Origin of the sequence: Flavobacterium sp. NRK F7 (assembly GCF_024054195.1) — a bacterium.
In the GTDB taxonomy this organism is placed as follows: Bacteria; Bacteroidota; Bacteroidia; order Flavobacteriales; family Flavobacteriaceae; genus Flavobacterium.
Window position 1 is genome coordinate 2,016,228 of the sequence record NZ_JAMXLB010000001.1, and the last position, 19,860, is coordinate 2,036,087.

Below are 19,860 nucleotides of genomic sequence, written 5' to 3' on the forward strand. Positions count from 1 at the left end.
ATATTTATTAACATGCAACAAGTGGTACATTTATTTTAATTATATTAGCAATAACTTAACAAATTATTAATATCTTATGAAAAAAATTACTCTTTGCTTATTTTTATTGCTGTTTTATGTAGTTGGGTTTTCCCAAATACCAATTGGAAATGGTACTAATGAAGCTCAAGCATTACCCTTTGATCCATTTTATGGATATACTTACTCACAAAGTATCTATACTTCTGCTGAAATAAATGCTAGTGGAGATATTACTGGAATTAGCTGGTACTTTAGTGGTACAACTTTATTGCCAAATTCTCAAAATATAACTATTTATTTAGGTCACTCAACTAGAACTGCTTTTGCTAGTACTTCTGACTGGGAAGCTTTAGCGTCTTTGACACAAGTATACACTGGTGCTATTCCAGTTACTGGTCCAGGTTGGGTTACTGTAACTTTTCCAACTCCATTCACCTATAATGGGACAGATAATTTGATTGTTGCTGTTGATGAGAATATGGCTAGCTACGATTCAAGTTCGGATGATTTCTATAACACTTCTTCAACTACAGGTAGAAGTATTTATTACAGAAATGATACAACTAATCCTGACCCAGCTTCTCCACCGACAGGAAATTTAGTTTCTTTTTACCCAAATGTTATTTTTGAAGGAATTACACAAGCATGTCCTCAACCTACAAACTTAGTTTCATCTAATTTAACATCGAATTCTATAGATATAGCATGGACTGATCCTACTGGAGTTCAGTTTGATTATGAATATGTGGTTCAAGCTCAAGGTACTGGAATGCCTACAGGTTCAGGAACTGCAGTTGGTGATCTAATGGTTTCACTTAATTCATTAACTCCAAATACTTCTTATGAGTTTTGGGTACGTGCATATTGTTCAGTATCTGATCAAAGTGCTTGGTTGGGACCCTTATTTTTTACAACAGAATGTTCAACATATACAGTTCCATCACTTGAAAACTTCTCTACCTATGTTCCTGGATGTTGGCAAGAAGCTGATAATGGTGATTTAGTAGCTGGACCTGCTACTTTTGGTTCAAGTACTTGGGTTGCTGATGGATTTGGAAATGTTGGTTCTACAGGTGCAGCAAGATATAATATTTACACAACTGGAGCTAATGATTGGTTACTTTCGCCATTATATGATATTCCTGCAGTAGGTTATGAATTAAAATTTGATGCTGCAGCAACCCAATATGGTTCTACAAGTGCACCTACAACTCCATGGGAAGCAGATGATTATGTAGAGGTTCTAGTTTCTACAGGAACAACTAACTGGACAGTTTTGTATACTTATAATAATACTAATGTACCCTCAAATGTAGGATCTGCTAATGTAATTGATTTAGATGCTTATTCAGGTCAAACGGTACGATTTGCTTTTAGAGTGGTTGAAGGTGCTGCAAATGGAAGTGCAGATATAGATTTTTCAATTGATAATTTCGAAATTAGATTAACTCCTGCAACTGCACCTGATTGTGCTACTAATGTTATAGGAACTCCAGATGCTTCATGTGGTAATTTTGATAATGTTTTATCATGGGATGCTGTTTCAGGTGCTGATGGCTATAGAATCACTTTGGGTACTACACCTAGTGGGAATGAGGTTTTAGATAATGTAGATTTAGGAAGTGTTTTAAGTTATAGTTTTGCAGGTGCTATTAATACGATGTATTATTTTACAATAACACCTTATAATGGTAGTGGTAATGCTTCAGGTTGTGCTGAAGCAACATTTACAACTAATGCAAATGGATGTTATTGTGTTTCTAATCCTTCTAGTAATGATGGATTAGGAATTACAAATGTGCAACTAGTATCTACTAACTTCCCTACTACTGACGTCACTTATTTTGATCATACAGCAACTAGTGTAGATATGCCACAAGGTTTAAATAATAATGTGCAAATTACGTTTGCTACTGGATATACTTATACAACTTATATTTTAATCGATTTCAATGATGATTTTGATTTCAATGATGCAGGAGAACTTGTTTTTACAGGAGAATCTTTATCTGATGACCCTACAACGTATAATGCGTCGTTTGTAATGCCAGGTGCAGCACCTCTTGGTTCTCACAGAATGAGAATTGTAACTGCGGATTATTTACCAACAGTTGACCCTTGTTATAGTGATACTTATGGAGTTACTTTAGATTTTACTATTAATATTGTTGCGCCGAGTTGTTCACCTCCAACTTTTGGTACAGTTACAGTTGTTGAGAATTGTAATGCATCTGAATATGTTGTGAATGTAGATATTACTGGTTTAGGAAGTGGTTCGCCATCTCTAACTGATGGAGTTACTACTTTACCTGTTTCTGCTACTGGGGTAGTTCAAGTTGGTCCTTATGCATTTGGTTCACCTGTAACATTAACGATATTACATGGATCGGATAACATTTGTGATGTAAATGTTGGAACTTATAATTTCGTTGCTTGTCCTCCAGCAAATGATGATTGTGCTAATGCTGAAGTTTTAACACCTGGTGGAGTATTTGCTGATAATGCTGTTGTAGGAACTAACGTTGCTGCTACGGCTTCAAGTGGTGAGACTGCTCCTGGTTGTGCATCTTATCTAGGAGGTGATGTATGGTATCAAGTAACAGTTCCTGCTTCTGGAAGTTTAACTTTTGAAAATAATACGCAAACAGGTGGAATTACAGATTCAGCAGCTGCAGTTTATAGTGGAACATGTGGTGCATTGGTATTATTGGGTTGTAATGATTCTTCAAGTACAGCTGGTGATGATCATCCTCTTATTACTGTAAGTGGTAGAACACCTGGAGAAACATTATATTATAGAGTATGGGAATATAGCAACGATAACTTTGGCGAATTCCAAGTGTCAGTATATGATGCAAGTTTAAGTGCTACTGCATTTGAATTAACTAATTTTATGGCTTATCCGAATCCTGTTAAAGATATTCTTAATTTAGAATATACTTCTAACATGACATCGGTTACTGTTTTCAATATGATTGGACAACAAGTGATTAATCAGAAAGTAAACGCTACTGCTGCTAAAATTAATATGACTGAATTAAATAGTGGTACTTATGTAGTTCAAGTAGTAATTGACGGAACAACTCAAGTATTGAAAGTAGTAAAAGAATAAAAAGATAATTTTTATTTATTTTAAAGCTCCGATTTTTTCGGAGCTTTTTTGTTTGATATTTTTCCAATGCAAATGATTTTATTACAATTTATAAAAAGATGTATCTTTGTGAAAACTAAAAATTTATGTTAAGTACCCAATCTCATACAACTTTAGAGCTTTATTTTAATAAATTTAGAAAGAATATAATTGGTGTGGATCAAGTCTTTTCATTTCCATATGGAGACAAAAAAATTATTTACACGGATTGGACAGCCAGTGGAAGACTTTATAGACCTATTGAAGAAAAACTAATAAACCATTTCGGCCCTTTCGTTGCGAATACGCATACAGAAACTACCATTTCTGGAACAGCAATGACATTATCATATCATAAAGCAAGGCATATTATCAAGCATCATGTAAATGCGAATGAAAATGATATATTAATTACAGATGGAACTGGTATGACGGGTGTTGTAAATAAATTGCAACGAATATTAGGATTAAGAATTCCAGAAAATTTAAAAGAATATACGAGTTTTCCAGAGGCACTAAAACCTGTTGTTTTCATATCTCATATGGAACATCATTCGAACCAAACCTCTTGGCTAGAAACTATTGCAGATGTAATTGTTGTTCCAGCCAATGATGAAGGGTTGTTTTGTTTAGAAAACTTTAAAGTATTACTTGAAAAATATAAAGATAGAAGCTTTAAAATTGCATCTATAACTTCTTGCTCTAATGTTACAGGTATAAAAACACCTTATCATGAAGTGGCTAAATTAATGCATCAAAATAATGGAGTGTGCTTTGTTGATTTTGCTTGTTCTGGACCTTATGTTGCGATTGATATGCACCCTGAAAATGATAAAGAGGCTTATCTAGATGCAATCTTTTTTTCCCCTCATAAATTTTTAGGTGGACCAGGAACATGTGGAGTAATGGTTTTTAATAAAAATTTATACAAAAATAATGTCCCTGATTGTCCAGGTGGTGGGACTGTTAGATGGACCAACCCTTGGGGAGATCATCAGTATATTGATAATATTGAGGATAGGGAAGATGGAGGTACTCCTGGGTTCCTTCAAGTTATTAAAGCTGCGTTAGCCATTCAGCTTAAGGAGGAAATGGGTATTCAAAATATTTTAGATCGGGAACATGAGCTCACCAATATTATTTTTAATTCTTTAGAAAATGTTCCTAATATTAATATTCTTGCTCCTCAACATAAAGATAGATTAGGGGTTATTTCTTTTTATATAACAGATTTGCACTATAATTTAGGTGTTAAAATACTTAATGATAAATTTGGTATTCAAACTAGAGGTGGATGTAGTTGTGCAGGTACTTATGGTCATTATTTATTGCATGTGGATCAAGAAACTTCTAATTCGATAGTGTGTCAGATCTCAGCTGGAGATTTAGAAAAAAAGCCAGGTTGGATTAGAATGTCAATACATCCTACAACTACGAATGAAGAAATTGAATACGTATGCAATAGTATAAAGGAATTAGCAGCAAATCATTTTAATTGGAAAAAAGAGTATACTTATAATTCAAATACAAATGAGTTTACGCACGTGAATGATAATAAAAGCGAAGAAAAAATGATTGAATCTTGGTTTAAAATATAAAAGCCGACCTGGAGCGATCAGCTTTTATGGTGAATGTGTAACCACATTGCTGTGCATTCGGGAGCAAATGTAATAAAAAAAGTTCTTAAGTTTTAATTTTTGTATTTATTTTATAATTTAAATTGTATATAAAATAGAATAAAGATGAATTTTAATATTACTTTCTTAATATATTTAAAAAACTCATTTTAATTCTTATTTTTGCGGAGTTTTCAAAATGAAAAATATTATGGTAAAAGATTTATTTGAAAGAATTCAAAATAATAAAGGACCTCTAGGTAAATGGGCTTCACAAGCGGAAGGATATTATGTTTTTCCAAAATTAGAAGGAGAATTAGGTCCTAGAATGAAATTTCATGGGAAAGAGATTTTAAATTGGAGTATAAATGATTATTTGGGTCTTGCCAATCATCCTGAAGTTAGAAAAGCTGATGCAGATGCTGCAGCACAATATGGAGCTGCTTATCCAATGGGTGCTAGAATGATGAGTGGTCATACGGATATTCATGAACAATTAGAGAGAGAGTTAGCTGCATTTGTTAAAAAAGAAGCGGCATATTTGTTGAATTTTGGTTACCAAGGAATTATGTCAGCAATTGACGCTTTGGTTACTAAAAATGATATTATTGTATACGATGTAGATGCTCATGCTTGTATTATTGATGGTGTGCGTTTGCATATGGGAAAAAGATTTACCTATAAGCATAATGACTTGGAAAGCATGGAGAAAAACTTACAACGTGCAACTAAAATGGCTACTGAAACTGGTGGAGGTATTTTATTTATTACAGAAGGAGTTTTTGGAATGCGTGGTCAGCAAGGTAAGTTAAAAGAAATTGTAGCCATGAAAGAAAAATACAATTTCAGATTATTAGTAGATGATGCACATGGTTTTGGTACTTTAGGTAAAACGGGTGCAGGAGCAGGTGAAGAACAAGAATGTCAAGATGGAATTGATGTTTATTTTTCAACTTTTGCTAAATCTATGGCTAGTATTGGAGCATTTTTAGCTGGTGATAAAGATATTATTGATTATTTAAAATATAATTTACGTTCGCAAATGTTTGCAAAATCATTACCTATGATTCAAACAGTTGGAGCTTTAAAAAGATTACAACTTTTAAGAGATAATCCTAGTTTAAAAGACAAACTATGGGAAAATGTAAATGCTTTACAAAATGGCTTAAAAGAAAAAGGATTTAACATAGGTGATACGAATACTTGTGTTACTCCTGTTTATCTTGAAGGATCAATTCCTGAAGCGATGGTAATGGTTAATGATTTGAGAGAAAATTATAATATTTTCCTTTCAATTGTAGTGTATCCTGTTATACCTAAAGGAATTATTTTATTACGTATGATTCCTACTGCTTCACATACTTTGGAAGATATTAATGAAACTCTTGCTGCTTTTGAAGCTATTAGAGAAAAATTAGTAAACGGGACTTATAAGAAAATTGCTGAGGCAACTACTATAGATGTGTCATAAGAATTATGGTGAAATATAAAATAAAAAAGAGCTCTTAATGGAGCTCTTTTTGTATAATAACCTTATGTATTTGAGTGTTTATTTATTCTTTTTTGACTCTTCCAATACTGTTAAGCTTTCTTCGGTCATTATTTCAGTAGGACTTACTACATTTCCAATAAAGCTTGCCGTATGTTGCCCATCTTTATCGTTGTAGATTACTTCTATTGAAAAAATTCCAAGTGAAGTGGGTTCAATAGTCACAGTTTTTTCAGTATTGTTACCAATAATTTTTAAACTTCCCAAGCTCTTTTTGTTCTTAGTGTTGGTTAAATTATTATTTACCTCCCATTGATAAGAGTCAAAATCCTGTAAATTACTTATAGAATATGTTGTACTTTGGCCTAAAATAGCTGTAAAATAACCTGAAATAGTTCCATTGTTTGATTGAGAGAAACCCGATGCGCAAAATCCAATTGCAACTGCTAATGTAAGAATAAGTTTTTTCATTTTTTTGGGGTTTTAGTGTTCCATTTGGTCTTGAACATTTTACGACCTCATACTTTTTAGAGTGCTAGTATAAATCCACAATACTTTGAATAAATCTTAAATTTGTTTTTATAAATATAGGAATATAATTTTAAATAGTAATCCTTTTTTGTTAAAAAAATAAGATTAAATGTGTTTTTTTATCGATAAAACGTTTGAATGTCTAATAAAATAAGATATTTTGTAAGAATATTTTAATTAAAAAATAACGACCTCTTAGTAGGAAGAGGTCGTTATAACAAGAAAATTTATTTATAGTTGTTTATTAGTTTATAGTGTTTGTTTTGTTATTTGTTTTTTTTGTCTTTAACATAGGTTACTTGAGTTTTTTCAGAAACGATTTCTGTCGGACTTACAACATTACCCATAAATGATGCGGTGTGATATCCTTTTTCATCCATATAAGATAATTGAAGGGAAAAAGTTCCAACAGCAGTCGGTTCTATTACGATACTTTTATTAGTGTCAGTACCAACAATTTTTAAGGTACCAATAGTTTGATTGTCAGTTGATGTGTAATGATTGTTTACGTCCCAATCATAACAATTGTCACATTGTGCATCAGGAGTTGCTGTAAAAGTAGTTGGTTGACCTAAGATTACAGTAAAGTAACCCGTAATTGTTCCGTCGTTGCATTGTGTGTAACCAGCTAGGCTATATAGTAAGGCAACCATTAATGAGAGAGTAAAGTTTTTCATTTTTTTGGGCTATTTTTGTTCCATATGGTCTTGAACGTTAATGCGACCTCATGTTATTTTAATGTGTAAGCATGTTTGCACAAGTTGTAGGTAAATAATTGGTAACTAATGTTTTAAAAACATAAGTAAAAGTAAATGATGTATTTCAATTTTATTTACAACTAATTTGCCGAAAATGTTAAAATTTCAAGATAAAAGTTATATAACCGACAAAATGCTTATTTGTTCATTTAAAATGTTAATAAAGTCTTAATTTAATTCAGTTTTAATGTTAAAATGTTTTTTTATATTTTGTAAAAAAGCTTTCATTATAAGTTGTTTTATGGAACTCAAATGAGTTTGTTATCTTTGTACTAATATTATTTTATGGAAAAAATATATTTAGATAATGCAGCTACAACTCCCTTAAGAAAAGAGGTTGTGGCTGAAATAACCGCAGTTTTATCAGATCATTTTGGTAATCCTTCTTCGTCGCATAGTTTTGGAAGATCTGCAAAAAATAGTATGGAATCTTCTAGAAAAAGGATTGCGAAGTTACTTGGGACTTCTGCATCTGAAATTATTTTTACTTCAAGTGCGACAGAAGGGATAAATTGGATATTAAGAAATGCGATAAAGGATTTAGGTGTAAAAAGAATTATTACATCTCCTTTAGAACATCATGCTACTTTGCATACTGTTGAAGTTTTAAAGAAAGAATATGATGTTGTCATTGAATACTTGCCAGTTCAAAAAGATGGAACTTTGTTACTTTCAGATTTGGAAAAGCTTTTGAAAGAAGACCTTGTTACTCTAGTAGCTTTAATGCATGTGAATAATGAAACAGGGGAAATGATCGATTTAGAGCGTGTTGGGCAATTGTGTAAAGAAAATAAAGCTTATTTTCAATGTGACGCAGTACAGTCAATTGGAAAATATCCTTTTGATTTAAGTAATTCAAATCTTGATTTTTTAGTAGGAACTGCTCATAAATTTCATGGTCCAAAAGGAGTTGGTTTTACATACATGAGAAAAAATGTGGTGTTGCAACCTATGATTTATGGTGGCGAACAAGAAAAAGGTTTTCGTGCGGGTACTGAAGCGGTGCATCAAATAGCAGGAATGGCAAAAGCTTTGGAAATTTCTTATGCTAAGTTAGATGAAGAAAAACAATATATTTCTAATTTAAAAGAGTATTGTGAAGCACAACTCAATGAAGCTTTTCCGGAGTGTACCATTATTGGAAAACAAACTTTTTATAATATTATCAATGTTGTATTGCCATTTGATAAAAGTAAAACGGCAATGCTTCTATTTTCTTTAGATATGAAAGGAATATCTGTTTCAAGAGGTAGTGCTTGTCAAAGTGGAAGTAGTAAGCCTTCTCATGTTTTAGCTGCTTTTTTATCACCTGAGGAACAACAAAAGCCTAATATTAGAATTTCGATAAGTCATTGCAATACAAAAGAAGAAATTGATTATTTAATTAGTGTTTTAAAAACGATTTAAAAACAATATTCATAAAAAAAGGAGATTCAATTGAATCTCCTTTTTTTGTTAGTATAAATTTGGATATTTAGTAGGATTGGTTTCGTTCATAATTCCATATATTTTTTCATAAATATCTTCTGCACTTGGTTTGGAGAAATAATCGCCGTCTGTTCCATATGCAGGACGGTGTGGTTGAGCTGTTAATGTTTGAGGCTCACTGTCTAAGTGGAAAAATCCTTTTTGTTTTTCTAAGACTTCTTGTAAAATATAAGCACTTGCTCCTCCAGGTACATCTTCGTCTACAATTAATAAGCGATTTGTTTTTTCTAAACTTTTCACTATATCATGATTAATATCAAATGGTAATAACGATTGAATGTCGATAATTTCAACATCAATACCTGTTTCTAAAAGCTCTTTAGCGGCTTGTTCTACGAGTCGTAAGGTAGATCCATAAGAAACAACCGTTATGTCTGAACCTTCTTTAATGGTTTCCACAACGCCAATAGGTGTTTTAAATTCACCTATGTTTGTAGGTTTTTTTTCTTTTAAACGATATCCATTTAAACATTCAATTAATAATGCTGGTTCGTCTGTTTCTAATAATGTATTGTAAAAACCAGCGGCTTTAGTCATGTTTCTTGGAACTAAAACATGAATTCCTCTAATAGCATTCAAAATCATTCCCATAGGAGAACCTGCATGCCAAATACCTTCTAATCGATGGCCACGAGTTCTAATGATTAAAGGTGCTTTTTGTTTTCCGTGTGTTCTATATTGTAAAGTTGCTAAGTCATCGCTCATGATTTGAATGGCATACAATAAATAGTCTAAATATTGAATTTCAGCTATTGGTCGTAAACCTCTCATCGCTAAACCGATACCTTGTCCTAAAATTGTGGCTTCTCTAATTCCAGCATCAGCAACACGCAATTCTCCATATTTTTCTTGCATGCCTTCCAAACCTTGATTTACATCACCAATGTTTCCGCTATCTTCTCCAAAAATCACCGTTTCAGGATACTTGTCAAAAATGGCATCAAAGTTATCTCTTAATATCAAACGCGCATCTACTTCTTCATTGGTATCATCATATGTTGGTAATACCTCCTTAACAGAAAATACATTTTTATCGGATTGTGAATATAAGTGTGAACTGAATTTAGGTTGGATTTTTTCAATATAGTTTGTAATCCAGCTTGCCAATGTATTTTTAGATTCTTCATTTATGATTAAGCGAAGTACTTTTCTAGCAGTAGTTAATATGTCTTTGCGTATAGGTTCTTTAATAGTGGCTAAATCATTCGCATATTTCTCAATAAAAACTTTATTCGTGCTCGCTTTTGCAATAGATTGAAGCAAAGTAACTAATTCGTCTAATTCTTTTTTTATAGGATTGTTGTAAGCTGCCCAAGCTGCTTTTTTACCTTCCAAAACTTCTTTTTTGGCTAACGAATTAATCTCTTCAATCTCTTCTTCAGTAGCAATGTTATTGTTAATCATCCATAATTTCATTTGCTCGATACAATCGAACTCTTTTTCCCACTCTAAGCGATCTTTACTTTTATATCTTTCATGACTACCAGAGGTAGAATGTCCTTGAGGCTGTGTCAATTCATTTACATGGATTAAAACTGGTACATGTTCTTCTCGTGCTATTTTACTTGCTTTTTCATAAACATCAATCAATGATGGGTAATCCCAACCTTTAACACGAAGTATTTCGTAACCTTTATTATCTTCATCTCTTTGGAAACCTTTTAAGATTTCAGAGATGTTTTCCTTAGTAGTTTGATGTCTTGCATGAACTGAAATTCCATATTCATCATCCCATACACTCATCACCATTGGAACTTGTAAAACCCCAGCAGCATTTATGGTTTCAAAAAATAAACCTTCAGAAGTAGAAGCATTTCCAATAGTTCCCCATGCTACTTCATTACCTTGTATAGAAAATTGAGTGTGATTTTTTAATTCGGCAACATTTCTGAATAGTTTTGAAGCCTGTGCTAAACCTAATAAACGAGGCATTTGTCCGGCTGTAGGAGAAATATCTGCACTTGAGTTTTTTTGTTCGGTTAGATTTTTCCAGTTGCCTTTTTCATCTAAACTATGAGTAGCAAAATGGCCACCCATTTGTCTTCCAGCACTCATTGGATCAAAATCAATATCAGTATGACCATACAAACCAGCAAAAAACTGTTCAATAGTTAATTGGTTAATTGCCATCATGAAGGTTTGATCACGATAATAACCCGATCTAAAATCTCCATTTTTGAAAGCTTTTGCCATAGCTAATTGAGGTACTTCTTTACCATCGCCAAAAATACCAAACTTAGCTTTCCCTGTTAATACTTCTCGTCTTCCTAATAAACTACATTCTCTACTGATAATAGCAGTTTTATAGTCTTTTAGGACTTCTGTTTTAAAATCTTGAAAAGATAAAGTTTCTTTTGTGACAGAATTACTCATAGTATTAGTTTTGATATTGCCACAAATATAGTTAAACGCCTTCAAAAAAGCAATAGGAGTAGTCTGTAAATATTAATAATTATTATAAATTTATTCTATTTAATATAAATACTGTATTTATTGCCGTTTTTATTCGTTGTTTATTGCTAATTATTCAATAAATAGACAAATAATTATTTAAAACCATTTTCTGGTAAATAAAGAAACTAATGTTCTAGGACTAATTGTAATTATAAATCTAATTTTTTCAGGATAATTTTTATCATTCAATTCAAATCCATTTGAAGATTGTACAGGTAAGAATAATTCAAAATAATCTGGGACTAAATTCAAATGAATTCCAGAATCATATAAGAATTGGGCAGGTATACCATTGTTTTTTACCAATCCAATGTCTCCATACACTTGTACCCAATTCCAAATATTTAGAGATGCATTGATGGTTGTCATCCAATCGTTAGCATAACGCGTATCTAATTTAGATTTAAAGCCTCCTTCAGAATAAATAAATTGCTGGCTGAATAAACCAACAGATTCACTTCTTCCTAAAAGATTGGTTTGAAAGGTAAGATCTACAGGCTTTTCTAGTCCAAATCGGTGTGCCGTATTGTTTGGATTAGAATAGATAAATTTTCCTGCAAATAAGCGTAAACTAAGTTGTCGATTGTTTTCAAATAATTTTCTGTAATTGATTTCCGTGCTAATATTACCAAAATTATTAGAAATTTGGACTTGGTTCGAAATGTTGAATGTTTTTGTTATTTCTGATTGTGAATTGGTGTAAGAAGCACTAAATACTGAAAAATTGGAATTGGTAGAATTTTGAATTGCGGTTGCTGAAATTTCTTTATTAATGAAAAATTGTTTCACTTGAATGTATTCCATTTTATTACTTCTTAAATCTTTATCTCTGAAAATAAACTGAACGGATGGAATAATTCGAGTGTATTTCGCATCTGAAGCATAATGAAGTTGATTCCCACTTAATCCATAAATAATACGATATAATTTACTGTCATCTCTTACATAATCGTCTACGGATGTTGCAAAATGTCCAATAATGGAATTGGTGTTTGTAGAATAAAATGGAGCTACTGTAAAGTTATAAGGTTTGTTTAATAGAGATCTATTGTTAAAGCGTACTCCAAAAGCAAGACCATCATAAAGATTAAAATCAAATTCGGGCATGTAAAAAATTTGATTGTAATTGGGTTCTTCCAAATCTTTGTAAAAATTGAATTTTATAGGTCTGTGATTGAAGAAAAAACCTTTTAACGATTTCCAATTATTTCTTAGATTGTATTCTGGAACTTCATTGTTATAATTTAAAACTACTTTGGTAATATCTTTTTTAGGAAAAATAATAATTGTATCCGTTTTAATGTTTTCTAACCATTTTTTAGAAATAATGCTATCTTCTTTCAACTGATATAATGCAATAGGAACATTTGTCTTGGTTTTGTTTTTTATTTTTAATGTTATCTGATTATCTTCTTTTTTTAGGCGTGTAATTTTAAAGTCAATAATGGCTCTACTGTGTATTAAAGTTTGGAAAAACCAATTGATATCTTTTGAGGTATTTTTCTTCAAAATCATTTCAAAATCTCTATCATTGGTTTGAAAATCCTGATTCAACACCATAAATTCTTTAATTGAATTTTCAACAATGTCATTTCCTAAATATGCATCTAAGTATTGTAAACTCAATCCAGCTTTGTACTTATTAGCAATCTGCTCATTAAATTTAATCAATCTATTTTTGGGAAAACTCAACGGTTGGTCTAAGTTTTTTCTAGCCATCAACAAATACAAATAGTTATACTGCTGATTAAAATCAAGATTGATAAAGTGATAAGATTTTAATAATTTAAGTTTGGCTAAATTTCCAGTCATTTTCATTTCTGGGTGAAATGCATTAATGTATCGCATCATCATAAATACTTGAATTCCATCACTAATCCATTGCTCTTTTCTCTGGTCAATTTGAAGGTTGTTTTTTAGGAAATTATTTATGTAGGTTTTTAAAAATTGCAATTCGAATATAAAATCATCTGAAAATGGTCTTAAAAAGGAAGGCAATTGATTCAAACCATAAAAAGGTTGTTTGTCATAATCTTCTTGAGAAACAATCATTTTTTGGATGCTAGAATTCCCAATGTTTTCTGATACAAAATGGGTTACTCTATCTACAATTATGGCTTTTTGAATGGGTTCAATTTTACTTTCTAAATTGGTACTCACTTCTACAATTTCATTCTTGTAACTAATAAATTCGTCTTTTGGAGTAAGACACAAGGTGAAATCTGTTCTCTTAGAACCTTGTAGCGTGTATACATCAAAATCAGATAATGAACGAGTGCTTTCTAAATATAAATCAGAAATTACATTCCATTTTTTTGGAGCTTCTATAGTTATAGTATAATCCGTTGGAGCATTGGCAATATCATCTAAATTTTCATTACTATACTGAACGAATTGTTTGTTTTCAAATCGGGCAGGAGCTAAGTACCAATTTTTTAAATATAATTTTCCATCATCGCTAAATCCATATTTAGTAAATCGTTTATTAGGAATTTTAACGGTATAAGATAAATTTAGTATGGTAGTGGCATTAGGAAGAAGGGGTTTGTCTAACATTACGACAATCAAATCCAAATGATTTTTTTGTCTTTCCCAGTTGATATTCTTAAAAGTAGCATCAGAAATGTTTTGAATTGTAGTAGCTCCTCTGTCTTCTTCTTTAGCCAAATGAAAGGCTCTTACATATTCGTCAGAAAAACGTTTGGCTAAATTGGAACTTTTAGAAGAAAAAGCATGATTCCAATCGTTTAAAACTATTGTAGAAAGGGTTTCATTACTGGTATTCACATAGTGTAATTGCTGTTGAACCCAAAGCGTTTTTTCCTCTTGATTTACCCGAACACTAATGGTAGCATTATGTTGAGAAAAACCAAGATATGACAATAACAATAAAACGAAACCTTTAATTTTCAAAGCCTTTTTATAATAAGATTACAATTTTAGTGAAAAGTTGCGTCATTTTGTAGGTTTTGTCCTTAAAATCTCCTTAGATTTTTGTTAATGGGGTTTAATGTTAATAAAATCAATCGTTTATCTTTAGGAAGTGCATCATAATTCCTACATTTGTAAAAAAAAAGAAAATATGATGCCCCAAAAATTACATCTATTGTTCGCTCTTTTTTGTATTTCATTTTGTTCTTCACAAATTGTTATCAATGAAATTGATGCTGATAATCCTGGTTCTGACCAATTAGAATTTGTTGAATTAAAATCCAGCTCCCCTAATTTTAATTTAGACGGTTATGTTTTAGTCTTTTTTAATGAAACCAATTCTTCAAGTTATTTTACTATAGATTTAGATGGTTATACAACAGATATTAATGGAATAGCTCATTTTGGAAATAGTTCTGTTAATCCTGCACCAATGGGTGTTTTTTATAATGGAGCGATTCAAAATGGTCCAGATGTAGTAGCTCTTTATCAAGCAGACGCTACCGATTTTCCTTTTGATGCTGCTACTTCAACAGGAACTTTAGCCACAACAACTAATTTAATAGATGCGTTAGCTTATACAAATTCAACGAGTCAACCCGTTAATTTGATGTCAATTCTAGGGATTACATTATGTACAAGAGAATCTACATCCACTTCAGTACAACGAAAAAATGATGGAACTTACGAAGCAAAACCTCCTACACCAGGTGTAAATAATGATGGTTCAGGTGTTGTAATAAATTATGTTACGATTTCAACTCCAGCTACTTCTTATATAGAAGGAGAAAGTTTTGTAATTACTTTTACTACAGATACGCCCGTGCAAGACCAACAATTAGTATTTAATTATACTTTAGTTAATGGCAATTTTATGGTGAACGATTATGGTACAGTTAATTTAACAGTTTCCATTCCTGTTGGTGCAACTACAGCACAGCGTACGGTTCCCATTTTTGACGATCCTACTGATGAAGGTGATGAAGAAATGTTAATTAAAGTGCAATCACTTCCTTTTGGTTATGCTTCAGCTAACAATGATGTCATTATAAGAGTATATGATAACGATTATGTGGTTCAAACTTATGGAACACCTTTAAATCCTAGTTATGGAGTAGTTACTCCTACAACTCCTGCAGGTTATTATGATAGTTTAGAAGGATTATCTGGAACTACTTTAAAACAAGCACTACAAGATATTATTGCTGATCCAAATGTGGTGCATGCACATAATTATGGAGATATTGAATACATTTTAAAAGAAGCAGATAAAAATCCTTTAAATTCTAATCAGGTTTGGCAAATGTATGTGGAAACTCCTAAACCAATTATTGATTATCAAACTGGATCTAGTAATATTGGGGTTTGGAATAGAGAGCATATTTTTCCCCAATCTAGAGGTGGTTTTTCAGGTGGAACTTCTTCTACTGCTGATGGAATTAATGTTTGGTTACCAACGAATGCAAATGATATTGCAGCAGGTCACGGAGATGCGCATCACATAAGAGCAGAAGACGGTGCAGAAAACTCTACTAGAAGTAATAGAGATTATGGGGTAGATTATAATGGTCCATCAGGAAGTCAAGGAAGTTGGCATGGTGATGTCGCTAGAGCTTTATTTTATATGGCAGTTCGTTATAACGGATTAAATTTAGTGAATGGGGATCCAGCCGATAATATCGTAGGACAAATGGGCGATTTAGCTACTTTATTAACTTGGAATACTCAAGATGCAGCTGATGACTTTGAAATGAACCGAAATAATTATATCTATACTTGGCAATTGAATAGAAATCCGTTTATTGATTATCCTCAGTTAGCCGATTATATATTTGGTTCTAATTTTGGACAACCATGGTCTTTTGCCTTATCCAATTCAAATTTTGAAAATAATCAGGTTAAAGTATATCCTAATCCTACTACTGATTATTTAATTTTTTCTGGTATAAAAGGTCAAGTGAATGTGGAAATTGCTAATTTATCAGGTCAAGTTGTTGTAACACATCAGTATGAAACAGAATCACGCTTAGAAATTGATTTACCTTCTGGAATATACTTGGTTACTGTGTTCAATCAAGATTCACAAATACACAAGAAAATTGTAGTAAAATAACGCTGCTGTTATTTTAAAAATAGAAAAAAGCGACATTTAGTCGCTTTTTTTGTTACAAAACTTTTTCTGTCTCGTCTAGCTTTTATAATAACAATAAAACCAGATAATTATGAAAAATTTGTTTTGTACGTTAGTCTTCTTATGTAGTGTTAATTTATTTTTTGGTCAATCGTTTAAAAAATTTGAAAATAATAAAGAGGTATCTTCTTTTGTAATCAATAAAGATTTATTTTCGGATATAGAAATTAACACCAAAGGAAAGGATCAGGAAGAAAAGAAAATTATTGATTTTTTGAAAAAAATTGAATTTGTAAAAGTGTTTTCCACTTCAAATGAAGCGCTTAGAAGCGATATGAAATCGGTTGCCAAAAAATATAAAAAGAATAAAAGTTTGGAACAGTTAATGAAGTACTCAGCTAATGGCAATGAAGCTAGTTTTTTAATAAAAACCAACAAAAAAGATGAATTGGAAGAATTAATGATTTTTGTGGAAGGATCGGGTAAAAATGATAGTGTTTTAATCCTCTTTTCATTAAGTTAAATAGTATAGTAATGAATTAGTTATAAAAACCTGTTTCAAAAGAAGAAACAGGTTTTTTGTTTAAATAAGGAATTACTTTTTTTAATTTAGCAAACCTATTCTACAAGACCTCTTTTGTTCTTAAAAAATGTGTACTTTAGTATGCTTATAAACAACAAACATGATAAGCGTCAAAAAAATAGCTGTTTTTTTAATAGGTGGTATTCTCTTTTTAGGGATACTTAATATTGGTCTTAATGTATGGATTGAATTTAAATTGCCCCAACTACTCGCAGATAAAAATAGATCCGATTACAATATCGCGTATAAAGATATTGATGTTTCACTGTGGAATACAACATTACAAGTATTTGATGTTTCTGTTGCTCCTAAAACGGATATCGAAAATACAAATAAAAAATTAGGAATATATGCCAAAGTACCGCAAATAAAGGTAGCTCATTTTAGTATATTGAGTATTTTGTTTGGAGATAAAATTAAAGCAGATCAACTCGTTATAGTAGCACCTGAAATAACACTGCATAAAAATAACGATAAAGTACTATCCCATTCTAAAAGCATTCAATCTAAAATAATCGAACCTTTTGAAAAAATTATTGTGGTGAACGCCATTTACTTAAATGAAGGGAATGTGCAAGTTGTAAAAGCTGAAAAAAACCAACTTATAGCTTCTCTACAGCAACTTAATTTAAAAATTGAAGGTTTGGTCTTAAACGAAAAAACCCTACAAAATAAAATTCCTTTCACCTATGAGAATTACAGTATCAATTGTACCCAACTTTTTTATCAGGTTAACGAGTTTTACACCCTAAAGGTTTCTCAATTCAATACTACGAATACCAGTTTACAAATTGATGATCTTCAGTTAAAACCAAACTGTTCTAGAAAAGTCTTTGTTCAAAAAATACCTAAAGAACGAGATTTATATACTATAAATACAAAGCAAATTTCCTTGAAAGAAATGAATTGGGGTTTCCAAGAGGATGTTTTCTTTTGTAAAATTCCAGAATTGGTTTTAAACCAATTAGATGCCACTATTTACAGAGGCAAAATGCCAGAAGATGATTTGAGTAAGAAGAAACTATATAATAACTTATTGCGTAATCTTCCTTTTGATTTACAGGTTGATACTTTAAAAATGGTACAATCCAAAATCGTTTATGAAGAAGAGATAAGCTTTGAAGAAGGGCCAGGAAAATTAATTTTTGATGCTTTTAATTTAAAGGCAACCTCTATTCAAAGTGGTTTTCATAAAACGAAGGTACCTGATACGGAAATAACCATTCAATCCCAATTTATGAAAGAATCTATGTTAGACGTAGATTGGTCTTTTAATGTGTTAGATAGTACGGATGGTTTTAAGATTAAAGGAAAATTAAACCATTTTAACGCCGAAAAATTAGTCTATTTTACAAAGCCTTATCTCAATGTTGTCGTGAAAGGTGATTTAGAGAAAGTATATTTTAATTTCAAAGGAAATGATGTTGTGAACCAAGGAGATTTTGCCTTAAAATACGATGATTTAAAAGTGGAGATTTATCAAAATAATAAACGCTACAAAAAGAATGGACTTTTAACAGCGATAGGAAACTTATTTGTCAAAGATGATTCTGGAGAAGAATTAAAAGCAGTTTCTGTTAAAGTAGAACGCGTTCCGGAAAAATCCTTCTACAATTTGTTATGGATAAGTGTAGCTGATGGTTTAAAGCAAGTTTTATTATAATACAACTGATTTAGAATGAGAAAGCCTGCTTTAATTTATTAATGCAGGCTTTCTTACTTTAGAATGAAAGATTAATTTTTTTCTTCATTATTTAATTTATCGTCCCAATCTGGTTGTTCACCAATAAATTTTTGAGTATCCACGTCATAGTTTTCATCATTCGTTAATACATCATCATGATTTCTGTATTGATGTTTTCTAGTATCACTACGATGATCGGTTCCCTTTTTGTTTACGCTTTGCGAATTTTGATTTTGTGCTTTCATGTTCTATGTTTTTTTAGTTTACTCAAAATTACCTTTTCTAAAGAGAAAAGGAGTTATAAAATTTGTATCAATAATTATAAAATTAGAAGTAAAAGAGCATAACAATTGAAAGTAAATTCGACAGAAAGTAGTGTTTGTCTTAAAATTTGATTAAGACTTTTAATGTAGTATCAAAACACTTGAATTAGGCCACTATTTTTTTTAAATTTAAACGACAGTTTAAATCTTTGCAAATGAGAAAATTTTTATTACTATTAGTGTTTTTGTGTTCCCAATGGGGAAATACACAAGTACAAAGCACTTTTGCTGAGTCTACAGGCGATGCTTTATTATATGCGCTTCCAATTTCTACTATAGCAACCACTATATTTATAAAAGATTACAAAGGATTGAAACAATTCTCAAAAGGGTTTTTAGTAAATGCGGTCACCACAGAAGCTTTAAAATTAATCATTAAAAAAGAACGTCCCAATCATGCGAATTTTAAGTCTTTCCCTTCCGGACATACTTCGATAACTTTTCAAAGTGCTGCTTTTATTCAAAAAAGATACGGTTGGGAATACGGTATTCCAGTCTATGCCTTAGCCGCTTTTACAGGCTATTCTAGAATAGAATCTAAAAATCATTATTTTATTGATGTATTGGCAGGTGCTGCTATTGGTGTTTCGAGTTCGTACTTATTTACTACCAAATATGAAAGAAACTTAGATGTAAGTCTAGCAATTGACAGTTATGGATCTTCAATTATCTTTGTCTATCAGTTTTAAAGGGTAAAAGTTATACACTAAAAAACCCTGTA

The 19,860-nt window shown here is 31.4% G+C and carries 13 protein-coding genes; 8 read left to right on the forward strand and 5 right to left on the reverse strand.

What is annotated here, in order from left to right:
- Positions 1–76 precede the first annotated feature (76 nt).
- The 3 genes from NHF47_RS08910 (at position 77) to NHF47_RS08920 (ending at position 6,238) form a co-directional block, all read left to right on the forward strand.
- Positions 77–3,133, forward strand: a complete 3,057-nt coding sequence (locus NHF47_RS08910) for a GEVED domain-containing protein (protein ID WP_252764584.1) — start codon at positions 77–79, stop codon at positions 3,131–3,133.
- A 125-nt stretch (positions 3,134–3,258) separates the two neighbouring features.
- Positions 3,259–4,749, forward strand: a complete 1,491-nt coding sequence (locus NHF47_RS08915) for an aminotransferase class V-fold PLP-dependent enzyme (RefSeq protein WP_252764585.1) — start codon at positions 3,259–3,261, stop codon at positions 4,747–4,749.
- Positions 4,750–4,978: 229 nt separating this feature from the next.
- Entirely contained in the window at positions 4,979–6,238 is a 1,260-nt protein-coding gene (locus tag NHF47_RS08920) for a pyridoxal phosphate-dependent aminotransferase family protein (RefSeq protein WP_252766078.1), read from the forward strand.
- Positions 6,239–6,316: 78 nt separating this feature from the next.
- On the opposite strand, the gene NHF47_RS08925 is transcribed toward NHF47_RS08920, so the two are convergent.
- On the reverse strand, positions 6,317–6,727 hold the full coding sequence (locus tag NHF47_RS08925; RefSeq protein WP_252764586.1) for a hypothetical protein: 411 nt from the start codon (positions 6,725–6,727) through the stop codon (positions 6,317–6,319).
- Between the two features lie 326 nt (positions 6,728–7,053).
- Positions 7,054–7,464, reverse strand: coding sequence for a hypothetical protein (locus NHF47_RS08930; RefSeq protein ID WP_252764587.1), 411 nt, complete (start codon positions 7,462–7,464; stop codon positions 7,054–7,056).
- A 366-nt stretch (positions 7,465–7,830) separates the two neighbouring features.
- Here NHF47_RS08930 and NHF47_RS08935 point away from each other — a divergent pair, with 366 nt between their 5' ends.
- Entirely contained in the window at positions 7,831–8,952 is a 1,122-nt protein-coding gene (locus NHF47_RS08935; protein ID WP_252764588.1) for a cysteine desulfurase family protein, read from the forward strand.
- A 48-nt stretch (positions 8,953–9,000) separates the two neighbouring features.
- Here the strand turns inward: NHF47_RS08935 and NHF47_RS08940 are convergent, their stop codons facing one another.
- Together NHF47_RS08940 and NHF47_RS08945 are read right to left on the reverse strand one after the other, a co-directional pair.
- Entirely contained in the window at positions 9,001–11,406 is a 2,406-nt protein-coding gene (locus tag NHF47_RS08940) for a thiamine pyrophosphate-dependent enzyme (RefSeq protein WP_252764589.1), read from the reverse strand.
- A gap of 177 nt (positions 11,407–11,583) precedes the next feature.
- A complete protein-coding gene (locus NHF47_RS08945; protein ID WP_254005714.1) occupies positions 11,584–14,400 on the reverse strand; it encodes an aminopeptidase in 2,817 nt (938 codons plus the stop codon).
- Positions 14,401–14,569: 169 nt separating this feature from the next.
- Between NHF47_RS08945 and NHF47_RS08950 the strand changes: the two genes are divergently transcribed.
- The 3 genes from NHF47_RS08950 to NHF47_RS08960 all read left to right on the forward strand — a co-directional run bounded on the left by NHF47_RS08950 (position 14,570) and on the right by NHF47_RS08960 (position 18,795).
- A complete protein-coding gene (locus NHF47_RS08950) occupies positions 14,570–16,531 on the forward strand; it encodes an endonuclease (protein ID WP_252764590.1) in 1,962 nt (653 codons plus the stop codon).
- Positions 16,532–16,640: 109 nt separating this feature from the next.
- Positions 16,641–17,072 (forward strand): DUF4252 domain-containing protein, encoded by a 432-nt coding sequence (locus tag NHF47_RS08955; RefSeq protein WP_252764591.1) that lies wholly within the window; start codon positions 16,641–16,643, stop codon positions 17,070–17,072.
- A 160-nt stretch (positions 17,073–17,232) separates the two neighbouring features.
- The gene (locus NHF47_RS08960) at positions 17,233–18,795 is read left to right on the forward strand and encodes a hypothetical protein (RefSeq protein ID WP_252764592.1); all 1,563 of its coding nucleotides are present in this window, start codon (positions 17,233–17,235) and stop codon (positions 18,793–18,795) included.
- Between the two features lie 71 nt (positions 18,796–18,866).
- On the opposite strand, the gene NHF47_RS08965 is transcribed toward NHF47_RS08960, so the two are convergent.
- Positions 18,867–19,061, reverse strand: a complete 195-nt coding sequence (locus NHF47_RS08965) for a hypothetical protein (protein ID WP_252764593.1) — start codon at positions 19,059–19,061, stop codon at positions 18,867–18,869.
- Positions 19,062–19,294: 233 nt separating this feature from the next.
- Here NHF47_RS08965 and NHF47_RS08970 point away from each other — a divergent pair, with 233 nt between their 5' ends.
- The gene (locus NHF47_RS08970; protein WP_252764594.1) at positions 19,295–19,828 is read left to right on the forward strand and encodes a phosphatase PAP2 family protein; all 534 of its coding nucleotides are present in this window, start codon (positions 19,295–19,297) and stop codon (positions 19,826–19,828) included.
- Positions 19,829–19,860 lie beyond the last annotated feature (32 nt).

Bases quoted from the DNA above. Each gene is read 5' to 3' on its own strand.
- NHF47_RS08935 (WP_252764588.1), top strand. From the start codon at position 7,831: ATGGAAAAAATATATTTAGATAATGCAGCTACAACTCCCTTAAGAAAA.
- NHF47_RS08955 (WP_252764591.1), top strand. From the start codon at position 16,641: ATGAAAAATTTGTTTTGTACGTTAGTCTTCTTATGTAGTGTTAATTTA.
- NHF47_RS08910 (WP_252764584.1), top strand. From the start codon at position 77: ATGAAAAAAATTACTCTTTGCTTATTTTTATTGCTGTTTTATGTAGTT.
- NHF47_RS08930 (WP_252764587.1), bottom strand. From the start codon at position 7,464: ATGAAAAACTTTACTCTCTCATTAATGGTTGCCTTACTATATAGCCTA.
- NHF47_RS08950 (WP_252764590.1), top strand. From the start codon at position 14,570: ATGATGCCCCAAAAATTACATCTATTGTTCGCTCTTTTTTGTATTTCA.
- NHF47_RS08960 (WP_252764592.1), top strand. From the start codon at position 17,233: ATGATAAGCGTCAAAAAAATAGCTGTTTTTTTAATAGGTGGTATTCTC.
- NHF47_RS08920 (WP_252766078.1), top strand. From the start codon at position 4,979: ATGGTAAAAGATTTATTTGAAAGAATTCAAAATAATAAAGGACCTCTA.
- NHF47_RS08915 (WP_252764585.1), top strand. From the start codon at position 3,259: ATGTTAAGTACCCAATCTCATACAACTTTAGAGCTTTATTTTAATAAA.
- NHF47_RS08965 (WP_252764593.1), bottom strand. From the start codon at position 19,061: ATGAAAGCACAAAATCAAAATTCGCAAAGCGTAAACAAAAAGGGAACC.
- NHF47_RS08925 (WP_252764586.1), bottom strand. From the start codon at position 6,727: ATGAAAAAACTTATTCTTACATTAGCAGTTGCAATTGGATTTTGCGCA.
- NHF47_RS08940 (WP_252764589.1), bottom strand. From the start codon at position 11,406: ATGAGTAATTCTGTCACAAAAGAAACTTTATCTTTTCAAGATTTTAAA.
- NHF47_RS08970 (WP_252764594.1), top strand. From the start codon at position 19,295: ATGAGAAAATTTTTATTACTATTAGTGTTTTTGTGTTCCCAATGGGGA.